Raw genomic sequence first — 12,674 nt, 5'->3', positions numbered from 1 at the left:
GCCGACAGGAGGCCTGGTATGGCCGATAACCCTTTGGACCCGGCGAGCGCACCCCCCGCCGCCGCCGGCCAGTCCCCCCCGCCGGAGACCGGCGCGACCCCTCAGCCGGGCACGGACGCGACCCGGGCCCTGCAGGCGGAGAACGCGGCGCTTCAGGACCGCGTCCTGCGAGCCTTGGCCGAGGCCGACAACACGCGGCGTCGGGCGACGCGCGACGTGGCCGATGAACGCCTTTTCGCCGTGACGGGCCTCGCCCGGGCGCTCTTGCCGGTCCTGGACAACCTGCGCCGGGCCATCGTCGCGTCGGAGCAGCCGGAGTCGCAGGGCGCGTCGCTCATCGACGGGGTGCGCGCCACGGAGCGGCTGCTGATCGGGGCGCTCGCGGGCGTCGGCGTGCAGCGGGTCGATGCCCGTAGTGCTCTGTTCGACCCGTCGCGGCATGAGGCCATGATGGAGGTCGATGATCCGGCGGCCGCGCCCGGGACCGTCCACGACGTCATGGAGGATGGCTACGTCCTCCACGATCGGCTCCTGCGCCCCGCCCGGGTCACCGTGACCCGTCGCGCCATGGCCCGGGACGATCACGACGGGGCCAATCCATAGGACGACGTCCGCAACGGGTGCGGGCTTCGCCACACGACGGCGCAGGGAGGAAGCGTTGAGCGACGATCCCTATGCGATTCTGGGCGTGAAGCGCGATGCCTCCCCGGAGCAGATCCGGAAAACCTACCGGAAGCTCGCGCGCAAACTGCATCCGGACCTGAACCCGGGCAACACGGAGGCGGAAGAGCAGTTCAAGAACGTGGCGCGGGCCTATGACCTGTTGAACGATCCGGAGAAGCGCGCGCGTTTCGATCGCGGCGAGATCGACATTTCCGGCGTCGAGCGGCCCCGGCAGCGCTACTATCGCGACGTCTCGGAGCCATCCGCCGACCATGCCTATGCGAGCGACGCGGGCTTTGCGGATTTCGAGGTCGACGACCTCCTCTCCGAGATCTTCGGACGCAGGGGGCGGTCGGAGGTCCGGCGCCGGGGCGCCGATACCCGCTACCATCTCGACCTCGATTTCCTCGATGCGGTCAACGGCACCACCCGCTCGGTGACCCTGCCGGACGGCGCGACGCTCGATGTCCGCATCCCGGCGGCCACCCGCGAGGGACAGACCCTGCGCCTGCGCGGCAAGGGCGAGCCGGGTCGGAACGGCGCGCCGCCGGGCGATGCGCTGATCGCGATCGGCGTCCGCCCGCACCCGGTCTTCCGGCGCGAAGGCGACGACATCCATTTCGAGCAGGGCGTTCCGCTGCACGCGGCGGTGCTCGGCGGCCGGATCGCCGTGTCGGCGCCGTCCGGGCCCGTGACCCTGACGGTCCCGAAATGGAGCACGTCCGGCACGGTGCTTCGCCTCAAGGGCAAGGGCGTCCCGCGGTCGGACGGGACCGCGGGCGACGCCTTCGTCAAGCTGCTGATCAAGCTTCCGGACAAGCGCGATCCGGAGCTCGAACGCGCGATCGCCGAGTGGCACCGGACTGAGTGAAATGGGGTGGCGGTATGGACGCGCGCGAATTCCAGGCTCGGTCGGACCTGCCTCCCGACACGCTTGCGATCTGGCTCGAGATTGGCTGGCTCCGGCCGGCGCTCCGCGAGGGCGTCCGGCACTACGTCGAGATCGATCTGGCCAGGGCCCAACTGATCGGGGATCTGCAGGCCGATCTCGGGATCAACGACGATGGCATCGCGGTCGTGCTCGACCTCATCGATCAGGTCGGCGGCTTGCGGCATGTGCTGCAGGCGATTGTCCGGGCCCTGCAGGCGCAGCCCGACCTCGTCCGCCGGCAGATCGTCGAGGCCTGCGCGGCGCAACGCCGATCCTGACGCCGAACTGACCGGCGTCAGCGCCGCGATGCAGCTGACAGGCTAATCCAACGCGCGCCCGCCGCCTCGACCGAGGATACGAGCTGGAAGAGCGGTCACCTCCGCGGTCCCTGGGATTCATCGGAAGGAACAGGACGATGGCCAAGTTCGCTCTTCTCGTCATCCTGAACGCCAAGCCCGGACAGGAAGCGGCGGTCGAGGCGTTTCTGAGGGACAGCCTGCCCCTCGTGCAGGACGAGCCCGGAACCGTCGCATGGTTCGGCCTCCGCCTGGGCCCATCGACCTTCGGGATCTTCGACGCATTTCCCGACGAAGCGGGACGGGACACCCACCTCTCCGGCCGCGTGGCGGCGGCCCTGAAGGAGCGCGCGCCCAATCTGTTCGCCACAGCCCCGCAGATCGAGAAGCTCGACGTGCTGGCGGCAAAACTGCCGTGAAACGCGGACCGATCGTCGATCGGGGTTCGCCCAGGACGTTCGCCATCGATCCACACAGCATGACGAAACCGGCGGCCTGAGGCGCCGGCGGACGTGGCGTTCCCGCTGTGGATCCGCGCGCGGCGCAACCATCGAGGAGACATCGCCATGGCACGGGTGGTCAGGTTTCATCGGACCGGTGGACCGGAGGTGATGCAGTTCGATGATCTGCCGGTCGGCGATCCGCAACCGGGCGAAATGCGCGTCCGCATCGAAGCGATCGGTCTCAATCGCGCCGAAGCGATGTTCCGGTCGGGTACCTACCTCGAAACGCCGCGCCTGCCCGCACGCCTCGGCTACGAAGCCTCCGCGACGGTCGAGGCCTTGGGCGAGGGTGTGGAAGGCTTCGCGCCAGGCGATGCCGTCAGCGTCATCCCGGCCTTCTCCATGAACGCTTACGGCGTCTACGCCGACACGGCCATCGTGCCGGCTTACGGCGTCGTCCAGCGCCCGACCGGTATCTCGGCGATCGAGTCGGCGGCGGTCTGGATGGCCTACCTCACGGCGTGGGGTGCGCTGATCGACATCGGTCATCTCGGGCGGGGCGACGCGGTCATCATTCCGGCTGCGTCCTCCAGTGTCGGACTCGCCGCGATCCAGATCGCGAACAGCGTCGGCGCGATCCCGATCGCCACGACCCGGACGCGTGCCAAGGCGGCGGCGCTGGACGAGGCGGGCGCCGCGCACGTTGTCGTCACGTCCGAGCAGGATCTCGTCGCCGAGGTCAACCACGCGACCGGCGGCAAGGGCGCGCGCCTCGTGTTCGACTCGGTCGGTGGCCCCCAGGTCGAGGCGCTCGCCCAGGCGATGCGCCATCACGGCGTCATCCTCATCTACGGCGCCCTCGCGACCGCCCTCACACCGTTTCCGGTCATCGCAGCCATGCAGAAGGCCCTCACGCTGCGCGGCTACACCCTGTTCGAGTTCATTCGAGATCCAGAGCGGCTGGCCCGCGCCGCGGCGTTCATCGACGATGGGCTCGCCAGCGGAGGCCTCATGCCCATCATCGCGAAGACATTCCCGCTCGACGCGATCGTTCAGGCACATGTATACATGGAGTCGAACGAGCAGTTCGGGAAGATCGTCGTCACCGTCCCGCACTGACATCGTGGTCCTTGACGAGCTCGGCCGAGGACGGCCAGCGCCCCCGGCATGACGTCGGCCGTCGCAAGGCGTTCCTGACTCAGTTTATAGTTGGTGCTTTCGAGGGAGTTAAATGAACATCCTCATTGGCGGAGCGTCCGGGAACCCAATTCGCGCCGGCGATCAGTACACGCCAATGGCTGCTCGATATGCAGTGAATGATCATGGGTGATGTATCGAACATCGTATTGCAAGCGCCGGACGGCTCCCATGCATTCGGCAGTCTGGTCGAGCACACGGCATGGCTTTCGGCGCAGAAGGAAGCCTTCCAGACCGCCATGGACGGCGCGCCGCTGGCCGAGTCACTGGGCATCCTCGTAGAGACGGCCCGCTCTCAGTCGGGCGGCAGCTTTCGCTCCGCCTTCTACTTGACCGATCCTGGCGGCACCGGGCTGCAGCACGTCATAGGCATGCCCGAGCCCTATGCCCTGGCCGCGGGCGGCATCAAGATCGGGCCGGACTCGCTTGCCTGCGGTCTGGCGGTCTTCACCGGCCAGCCGGTCATCACCGTCGACGCGAGGAAGGACCCACTCTGGCAGCCATGGCTCTGGTTGGCCGAAGAGCACGGCTTTCGTGCCGTCTGGTCGTTCCCGATAGAAACCGTAGCTGGGCGGGTCGTCGGCACCTTCGTCGTGTATTTCCGTGAGCCGCGTGAGGCCACGCCCCGCGATCACGAATTTGCCACCGCCCTGACCCGGACCGCGGCAATCATCATCTCGCAGCACCAGCAAGCCGCAGACTTGATCGAACGGCGCATCGCGGACGAGGCGCTGCGTGAAAGCGAGGAGCGCTTTCGGGCCGTGGCCGAGCAAGCCGAAGCCGGTATCGTCATCGTCGATGCGATGCACCGTATGAGCTTCGTCAATGACCGCTACTGCGAGATCCTGGGCCGCCCGCGCGATGATCTGCTCGGCCGCACCGTGCAGGCGGTGACCCACCCGGACGACTGGGCGTTCAACGAACCTTTTTACCGGCGCGCTATGACAGAAGGCGCATCCTTCACCATCGAGAAGCAGTACCTGCATCCGGACGGTACGGTCGTGTGGGTGCGCAACGTCGTCAGCGCCCTTTGCGATGGGACGGGCGCCATCGTCGGCGGCCTTGCGGTCTCCATCGACGTCACCGAACGTCATAGGGCCGAGGCGGCCTTGCGCGTGAGCGAAGAGCGCTTCCGGCGATTCGCCGAGCATACGGCTGACGTGCTCTGGCTTGCCGATCTGGACAGTAGAGCCCTCGACTACCTGAGCCCGGCTTTTACGCAAGTCTGGGGTATGCCCCCCGAAAACATGCCGGATCTTGCGAGCTGGCTCTCAAGCGTTCACCCCGAGGACCGCGACGCCGCCGCGCAGGCAATCGAGCGCGTCAGTGGCGGCGAAACGTTCGTGCTGGAGTACCGCATCCAGCGCGCCTCGGACCACGCCGTGCGCCGCATCCACGACACCTTCTTCCCGATCCCGGGCCTCGATGGTCGGATCCAGTCGGCGGGTGGGATCGCGCAGGACGTCACCACCGATATGGGCCTGCGCGCGTACGTGATTGCGGACGGCGATGACGCCCGGCGTGGCCTCGTCGGCACCCTGCAGGCCGCCGGTTACGAAGTTCGCGCCTTTGCCAGCAGTCAGGCCTTCCTGAAGATAGCGGGCTCGCTGATGCCAGGCTGTGTCGTGCTCGACTTGAGCGACGCCCGCGGCCTGGCTGCCTTGAACGAGTTGAAGGCGGCACGCGCACATCTGCCCGTGGTGGCGGTCGGCACGAGCGGGGACGATCTCGGTTTCGGGGTTCGCGTCATGAAGGCGGGAGCGGTCGATTTCCTGGAAGCTCCCTGGACGCCGGAGGTGCTGCTGTTCGCGGTGAGAACGGCACTCGCCGAGTTCAACGCCGAAACCGGTCGCGTGCGCGGGGGCGACGAGGCCCGGAGCCGGACCGCGGGGCTCTCCGGGCGCGAGCGCGAGGTCCTGGAGGGTTTGCTCGCGGGCGGTACCAACAAGACCATTGCCCGGACGCTGGGCCTGAGCCCACGCACGGTGGAAATTCACCGCGCCCGGGTCATGGAAGCGCTTGGCGCCCGCACGCTGCCCGAGGCGGTTCTCATCGCAACCTCAGCGGGCGTGCGTCCCGCCAATCCCGACGGCACTTAGAGCGTTTTCCGCCCAAGCGAATGCAGATGTGGCCTAATGAATTGTGCCAAAATGAATGGTTTATACGGTAATCCGTCCCCCTGAATGGCGAAAAGAGGCCCGGAAGGCTGCTTAAAAACATCCAGGCCTATTCGGAAAGGGCTGCCACGGGTCGAAATATGGTCTTTGTGAGCATCAGTGAGGCAATCTAGTGCACTGATGCAGACGAACGCAACAAGAGCACAGAGCTAACCCACTGCGTTAATTTGATAATCCGGTGTGCGCTGTGCACCATTTGTGCGCCTCAGTGCACTAGGGCAGCGTAACGCTGCAAGCCATGGCGCCGCTGGATTGCCCCGCTGGCCAACGATGGCGAGTTTCTTCCAGCAGCCGGCAGAGGTACCCGGCCTCGAACTCCGCAAGTTCGCGCAGCCGCCGCGGCGCGAGGATCCGCACGCGACGCTGCCGCAGGGCAATCAGCCCGTCGCGACGCAGGGTTTGCAGTACGCCCTCCTGCTCCAAAAGAATGGTGTGCTGCTCGACCGGCTGGGCATAGCCCCTCAGACCGCCAAGCGCTGCCCGGTCCTGCTCCGTCAGCGGGGCGAAGCCATCGAGCTTACGCCCCACCGCACAGACAAATCCGTCCTCTCCTGGCGCCGGGGATGAACGGCGTACGAGGCGAGTGGCCACCGGCAGGGTAGGCGTGATCTCGGTGATCGGGGCGGTCATCACCATCGGGTCCCTCTCTAGGATGATGGCCCATTCTCCCAGTGGCACGCGGCAGGCGCATCCGGTTCGTGTCTAAGGAACCCGCCAATCCGAGCGCCTCGATGCTCCCGCTTCGGCGAGTCATCGCATGAAAAGCCGCGGGAGGGGATGCCCCGGCGGGGGCCAAATGAAGTGCGGCTCAGGAGGCGCACCGCGCGCTACGGAGAACACCGTAGGTAATGACCGGATAGTCTGATCGCGGGCGGCATGTACTTCCCCTCGTCTGGCAACCGATTTGAGGTCAGGAGAGCGCAATGCGAGCAGTCGTTTATAATGGCCCGCGCGATGTTGCGGTGCAAGACGTGCCCGACGCGCGGATCGAGCGGCCTACCGACGTCCTCGTGCGGATCACGAGCACCAACATTTGCGGCTCCGACCTGCACATGTACGAGGGCCGGACCGACTTCCCGCGCGGGGGCGTGTTCGGGCACGAGAACCTCGGCCAAGTGGCCGAAGTGGGCAAGGCCGTCGATCGGGTGAAGGTCGGGGACTGGGTCGCTATCCCCTTCAACATCGGCTGCGGGTTCTGCAAGAACTGCGAGCGCGGCTTGAGCGCGTACTGTCTGACCACGGCCGACCGAAGCGTCGTACCGAACATGGCCGGCGCCGCGTACGGCTTCGCCGACATGGGCCCGTATCGGGGCGGCCAGGCCGACCTGCTGCGCGTTCCCTATGGGGACTACAATTGCCTGACACTGCCGCCGGATGCGGAGGAACGGCAGAATGACTACGTAATGCTGGCCGACATCTTCCCGACCGGCTGGCACGCCACCGAACTCGCAGGCCTGCGTCCCGGCGAGTCCATCGTCATCTATGGGGCCGGCCCGGTCGGCCTCATGGCGGCCCTCTCGGCGATGATCAAGGGCGCCAGCAGGGTGATGGTCGTCGATCGCCATCCCGACCGCCTGCGCCTAGCGGATTCGATCGGCGCCGTACCGATCGACGACTCCAAGGGCTCCCCGGTGGACCAGGTGCTTGCGTTGACGAACGGCATAGGGGCCGATCGCGGCTGCGAGTGCGTCGGCTACCAAGCGCACGATCCGCAGGGTCACGAGCACCCCAACATGACCATGAACGACTTGGTGAAGTCGGTGAAGTTCACCGGCGGCATCGGCGTGGTCGGCGTTTTCACGCCCCAGGATCCGGCCCCGCAGGACCCTCTCTACAAGCAGGGCGAGATCGTTTTCGACCACGGCCTCTTCTGGTTCAAGGGTCAGACGATCGGCGTCGGCCAATGCAATGTGAAAGCCTATAACCGACGGTTGCGTGACCTCATCGCGGCCGGCCGCGCGAAGCCGTCCTTCATCGTCTCGCACGAGCTTCGGCTGGGCGAGGCGCCGAAGGCCTACAAGCACTTCGACGCGCGCGACGATGGCTGGACCAAGGTGATCCTCAAGCCCGCCGCCTGATTGGCCGAGCCAGGCTGCCAAGCCGGGCGACCGACTCGCCCGGCTTATCCGCCATCTGCCGGAAGGGTGCGAACGTGAGGACGCCATGCCGATCTACGACTACGCGTGCGACGCTTGCGGGCCGTTCACGGCCATGCGGCCCATGGCGCAGTTCCTGGACCCCTGTGCCTGCCCGGAATGCGGCGCCGGGGCCACACGGACAGCCTTGAGCGCACCGGCCATCGTCGGCGGCAGCGCGGGTGGCCGCGTCGCCTTCGCGGCAACCGAGCCGAGCGCGTCCCCCTCGCGCCCGGCTTCGGCTGGCCATCCCGCCGGCTGCGGCTGCTGCGTCCGCCGCTTGCCACTCCCGGGTGCCCTGTCCGCGGGCGGACGGGTCTTCACGGCGCACGGGCCAGTCCGGCGCGGCTTTCCGTGATGGAATTCGCGTGCGGCTGCCCCCAACGCGCGCAAACCCAGCCTGACCGAGGACCAACCATGGCTTCCGACACCCTCAACGGCCTGAAGGTCGCGATCCTGATCACGGACGGTTTCGAGCAGGTCGAGATGACCGAGCCGCGCAAGGCGCTCGACGAAGCGGGGGCCGAGACGCAGATCGTGTCGCCGAAGGACGGCGCGGTGAAGGCCTGGAAATTTACCGAATGGGGCGATCAATTCCCGGCGGAAGTGCCCCTGAATACGGTTCGCCCCGACGACTACGACGCGCTGCTGCTCCCGGGCGGCGTAATCAATCCCGACACGCTGCGAACGATCCCAGCCGCCGTCGCGTTCGCGAAGAGCTTCTTCGACGACGGCAAGCCCGTCGCCTCGATCTGTCATGGCCCCTGGACCATCATCGAGGCGGGCGCCGCGCGCGGGCGACGCCTGACCTCCTGGCCGTCGCTCCGAACCGATCTCCGGAACGCGGGGGCCGAATGGGTGGATGAGCCGGTGGTCGTGGACGGGAACCTAGTCACCAGCCGCAAGCCCGATGACATACCGGCGTTCAACCGGGCGGTGATCACGCTGCTGGCAAGTGCACGCAGGGGCGTTCGGCCCGCGTGAGCCGCGACGAACGCGCGCGATCGCTCCAGGGCTATCACCCTTCTCTGCGGCCAACCGGAGATCCGCGATGAGGCACACCGAGGTCTGTGTCCGGCCGTTCGGAGGCGTGCCACGCCGGGGCGTCAGCCTCGCGCTGACCGGATGTCTCATCCTCGCGGCCGTCGGAGCCGAAACGGTTGTGCGGGCCGTCCCCCGGGACACGCGCGATATCGCGCTGCCCGGGGAGGCCGCGTATCCCGAGAGCATCACGGCCACCGCGGATGGCACTCTCTACGTCAGCAATTTCGCGGGCGGCGGCGTCACCCGGATCGAGCCGGGCGCATCCTCAGGCCAGGTCTGGATCGCCCCCGGTGCGTTCGAGACGCGCTCGACCTTCGGCGTGCTCGCCGACGAGGCGTCGGGCACGCTCTGGGTCTGCTCGAACGATCTCTCGGCACTCGGCATCCAGGGACCCAGCGACGTGAAAGGCGCCGCGCTGAAGGGCTTCGACCTGAAGACCGGCGCCGGAAAGGTCAGCGCGCCGTTTCCCGTCAGCCCGGCCATCTGCAACGACATCGCGCTCGGACCGGACGGGGCGGCCTACGTGACCAACACGCTGGGGCCGCAGATCCTGCGGCTGAAGCCCGGCTCGCAGACGCTGGAGGTCTGGCAGAGCGACCCGCTTCTGGCGCCTGAGGGCAAGGGTGCCGGGCTCGACGGCATCGCCTTCGGCACCGACGGCAACCTCTACGTCGATACGTTCACCAAGGCCGAGCTGTTCCGGATCGACGTGAAGGACGGGCAGGCCGGCGCGGTGACGCCGCTGACACCCTCACGTCCGCTGGTCCTCACGGACGGCCTGCGGCCGCTCGGCGACGGCGCCTTCCTCCTGGCCGAGGGCGGCGGCCGGCTCGACCGGATGACCGTCTCCGGAGATACGGCCAAGGTGGAGGTCCTGCGGGACGGCGTCGCCGGCGGCGTTACCGGCGCCGCCAAGGTCGGCGCCACGGCCTTCATCACGGTCGGGCAGCTCGCCGTCATCACCGATCCGGCGCGGAAGGGCACCGAGCCCGAACTCCCGTTCCGCGTGCTGGCGGTGCCGCTGACCGCGCGCTGACGGCTGCGGTCGCGCGCGGATTTCAGAGCGCACCGTCCCTGAATACCCGGCCGTATTCGCCCAGATCTTGCAACCGTGGTTTGTGGCAGCGCCTCGAGAGGACACCATGTGTGGGATCCGTTCGTCGACCCTCGTCCTGTCCGCCAGCGTCGCGGCAGCCGTCCTTCTGGCCGCTTGGCCAGCCGCACGGGCCGCCGACTCGGCCTGTGACGGTGGCACAGGCGGCCTCAGCCTGCCGGCCGGCTTCTGCGCCACGATCTACGCCGATGGGATCGGCCATGCCCGCCAGATGGCCGTGGCGGCGGACGGCACGCTCTACGTCAACACGTGGAGCGGCGTGTACTACAAGAACGACACGCCCCCGCCGGGCGGCTTCCTGGTCGCGCTCAAGGATATCAATGGCGACGGCAAGGCCGACGTCACGGAGCGCTTCGGCGAGAGCTCAGCCGAGAGCGGCCGTGGCGGCACCGGGCTGGCGCTGTACCAGGGTGCGGTCTACGCCGAGAGCAACGACCGCATCATGCGCTACCCGCTGAAGACGGGCGAGGTGGCGCCCAAGGCCCCGGGTGAGGTCGTCGTCTCCGGCCTGCCGGTGACGGGGGACCACCCGATGCACCCCTTCGCCATCACCCCGAAGGGCGATCTCCTCGTCGATCTCGGCTCGGCGACGAACGCCTGCGAGGTGAGGAACCGCGTGCCCGGTTCGCCCGGCAACGCGCCCTGCACCGAGAAGGAGACGCGCGGCGGCATCTGGCGCTACGACGCAAAGGCGCGCGATCAGACGTTCTCGCCGGCCGAGCGGTATGCGGCCGGCCTCCGCAACGGCGAGGGTATCGCGCTGGATGCGCAAGGCCGGGTCTTCTCGACCCAGCACGGGCGCGACCAGCTCCACGAGGACTGGCCGAAGCTCTACACGGCCAAGCAGGGCTACGAGCTGCCCTCGGAGGAGGTCGTCGAGCTGAAGCCGGGCGCCGATTACGGCTGGCCGGAATGCTACTTCGACCCGGCGCAGAAGACGCTGGTGCTGGCCCCCGAATATGGCGGCGACGGCGGTCGCAAGGTCGGGCTCTGCGCCGACCGGCAGGGGCCGGCGGCGTGGTTCCCGGCGCACTGGGCGCCCAACGATATGAAATTCTACGTCGGGTCAGGGACTGGAGCAGGGTTTCCGAAAGCCTATCGCGACGGCGCCTTCATCGCCTTCCACGGCTCCTGGAACCGCGCGCCCGGCCCGCAGGGCGGCTACAGCGTCGTCTTCCAGCCGTTTAAGGACGGCAAGGCCGCGGGCGACTTCGTGGTCTTCGCCGACGGCTTCGCCGGGGCCGTCAAGGAGCCGGGCCGCGCGGAGTACCGGCCGTCCGGTTTGGCCGTCGGCCCGGACGGGGCGCTCTACATCTCCGACGACGTGAAGGGCCGCATCTGGCGCGTCACCTATGCGGGCGGCGACCCGAACGCGGCTCTCGCAGCCGCGCCGAGTCCGCAAAACTCCGCGACCGCGTCCACCGACGCGGCGCCGCCGGAGGGCCTGCATCCGGATGCCGGCCGCACGATCGCGGCGCTGCCGGTGCCGAAGGGCGCGACGCGCGAGCAGGTTGCGCTCGGCGAGCGCATCTTCCACGGGGAAGTGGCCGACGCCACGTGCGGCGGCTGCCACGGCTCGGACGGCAGGGGCTCGCCGGTCGGGGCCGACCTCACCGGCGGCCATTGGCTCTGGAGCGACGGCAGCCTGGCGGGACTCGAGCACACGATCGCCAACGGCGTGCCCGAGCCGAAGGAGCACCAGAACGCGATGCCCCCCATGGGTGGCGTCGAGCTGTCCCAGGCCGACCTGAAGGCCGTCGCGGCGTATGTCTGGGCCCTGGGCCATCACGGGAAGTGACCGGCCTCACCGCCGACGGCGCGCCCACGCCCGCCGGTAGGACTGAGATCGGAGCGTTCAGCCCCTCGATGTGAGCGTCGAGAGGCTTCGAAGCCAGTCCGGCAGGCGTGCGCCCCTCCGGTCATCGATCGTCGAGAGACGCTTTGAGGCGCTCGGCCGCCGGTCTGGATGAGGCCGGGTTCTGGCCGGTGATTAGCAGCCCGTCCCCGACCACGTAGGGCTGCCAGTCGCCGGCCTTGGAGAACAGGCCGCCGTTCCGCTTGAGTTCGTCCTCGACCAGGAAGGGGACCACCGCGGTCAGGCCCACGGCCTCCTCTTCGGTGTTCGTGAAGCCGGTGACGGCCTTGCCCGCGACGAGCGGCGTGCCGTCGGGCGCCTCGGCATGACGCAGCACGCCGGGGGCGTGGCAGACCAGGGCGACTGGCTTGCCAGCCCGGAGCGTCGTCTCGATCAGCCGGATCGAGGCCGGATCCTCGGCGAGGTCCCATAGGGGGCCATGGCCGCCGGGATAGAACACCGCGTCGAAACCCGCGTGGGTGACGCCGTCGAGCCGGCCCGTGTTCGACAGGGCGGCGTTGGCCTCAGGGTCCGCCTCGAAGCGTCGGGTCAGGTCGGTCTGGAAGTCCGGCTCGCTGCTCTTGGGATCGAGCGGCGGACGCCCACCCTTCGGCGAGGCGAGGACCACCTCCGCACCGGCATCCCTGAACACGTAGTAGGGGGCGGCGAGTTCCTCCAGCCAGAAGCCGGTCTTGCGGCCGGTGTCGCCGAGCCGGTCATGCGAGGTCAGCACCATCAGGATCTTCATGGTCATTCTCCGGGGCTGGTCTGGGTCTGTCGTTCTGGCTGCCGTCACCGTCTTCCGCTGCTGATCGAGCG

General features: G+C 68.3%; 13 protein-coding genes. 11 read left to right on the top strand and 2 right to left on the bottom strand.

Annotated elements, in window-relative coordinates; all coding sequences use genetic code 11:
• Window positions 1-18: 18 nt before the first annotated feature.
• The 6 genes from ACYQPG_RS29230 (at window position 19) to ACYQPG_RS29205 (ending at window position 5,629) form a co-directional block, all read left to right on the top strand.
• Complete coding sequence (locus ACYQPG_RS29230) at window positions 19-603, top strand: nucleotide exchange factor GrpE (RefSeq protein ID WP_461232335.1); 585 nt, start codon at window positions 19-21, stop codon at window positions 601-603.
• Window positions 604-658: 55 nt separating this feature from the next.
• Window positions 659-1,534, top strand: a complete 876-nt coding sequence (locus ACYQPG_RS29225; RefSeq protein WP_461232334.1) for a DnaJ C-terminal domain-containing protein — start codon at window positions 659-661, stop codon at window positions 1,532-1,534.
• A 14-nt stretch (window positions 1,535-1,548) separates the two neighbouring features.
• Entirely contained in the window at window positions 1,549-1,872 is a 324-nt protein-coding gene (locus tag ACYQPG_RS29220; RefSeq protein ID WP_461232333.1) for a chaperone modulator CbpM, read from the top strand.
• Window positions 1,873-2,009: 137 nt separating this feature from the next.
• The gene (locus tag ACYQPG_RS29215) at window positions 2,010-2,309 is read left to right on the top strand and encodes a putative quinol monooxygenase (protein ID WP_461232332.1); all 300 of its coding nucleotides are present in this window, start codon (window positions 2,010-2,012) and stop codon (window positions 2,307-2,309) included.
• Window positions 2,310-2,456: 147 nt separating this feature from the next.
• Entirely contained in the window at window positions 2,457-3,452 is a 996-nt protein-coding gene (locus ACYQPG_RS29210) for a zinc-dependent alcohol dehydrogenase family protein (protein WP_461232522.1), read from the top strand.
• A gap of 197 nt (window positions 3,453-3,649) precedes the next feature.
• Entirely contained in the window at window positions 3,650-5,629 is a 1,980-nt protein-coding gene (locus ACYQPG_RS29205) for a PAS domain S-box protein (RefSeq protein ID WP_461232331.1), read from the top strand.
• 291 nt (window positions 5,630-5,920) lie between these two features.
• Here the strand turns inward: ACYQPG_RS29205 and ACYQPG_RS29200 are convergent, their stop codons facing one another.
• Window positions 5,921-6,337, bottom strand: coding sequence for a hypothetical protein (locus ACYQPG_RS29200; protein ID WP_461232330.1), 417 nt, complete (start codon window positions 6,335-6,337; stop codon window positions 5,921-5,923).
• A gap of 293 nt (window positions 6,338-6,630) precedes the next feature.
• Here ACYQPG_RS29200 and ACYQPG_RS29195 point away from each other — a divergent pair, with 293 nt between their 5' ends.
• From ACYQPG_RS29195 to ACYQPG_RS29175, 5 genes are all read left to right on the top strand, one after another.
• Window positions 6,631-7,785, top strand: coding sequence for a glutathione-independent formaldehyde dehydrogenase (locus ACYQPG_RS29195; RefSeq protein ID WP_243963620.1), 1,155 nt, complete (start codon window positions 6,631-6,633; stop codon window positions 7,783-7,785).
• Between the two features lie 85 nt (window positions 7,786-7,870).
• Window positions 7,871-8,200, top strand: a complete 330-nt coding sequence (locus ACYQPG_RS29190; RefSeq protein WP_461232329.1) for an FmdB family zinc ribbon protein — start codon at window positions 7,871-7,873, stop codon at window positions 8,198-8,200.
• A gap of 59 nt (window positions 8,201-8,259) precedes the next feature.
• Window positions 8,260-8,826 carry a type 1 glutamine amidotransferase domain-containing protein gene (locus ACYQPG_RS29185; RefSeq protein WP_461232328.1) on the top strand — a complete coding sequence of 189 codons (567 nt, stop codon included), beginning with the start codon at window positions 8,260-8,262 and terminating at the stop codon, window positions 8,824-8,826.
• Between the two features lie 67 nt (window positions 8,827-8,893).
• Window positions 8,894-9,922: a Vgb family protein gene (locus ACYQPG_RS29180; RefSeq protein WP_461232327.1), complete on the top strand. Its 1,029-nt coding sequence runs from the start codon at window positions 8,894-8,896 to the stop codon at window positions 9,920-9,922.
• 106 nt (window positions 9,923-10,028) lie between these two features.
• Window positions 10,029-11,798 (top strand): c-type cytochrome, encoded by a 1,770-nt coding sequence (locus tag ACYQPG_RS29175; protein ID WP_461232326.1) that lies wholly within the window; start codon window positions 10,029-10,031, stop codon window positions 11,796-11,798.
• 121 nt (window positions 11,799-11,919) lie between these two features.
• On the opposite strand, the gene ACYQPG_RS29170 is transcribed toward ACYQPG_RS29175, so the two are convergent.
• A complete protein-coding gene (locus tag ACYQPG_RS29170; protein WP_461232325.1) occupies window positions 11,920-12,603 on the bottom strand; it encodes a type 1 glutamine amidotransferase domain-containing protein in 684 nt (227 codons plus the stop codon).
• Window positions 12,604-12,674 lie beyond the last annotated feature (71 nt).

The sequence above is a fragment of the Methylobacterium sp. CM6246 genome (assembly GCF_054818005.1).
The sequence above is the reverse complement of the archived record's forward strand: the minus strand, read 5'-3'. Positions and strand labels throughout refer to the sequence as shown.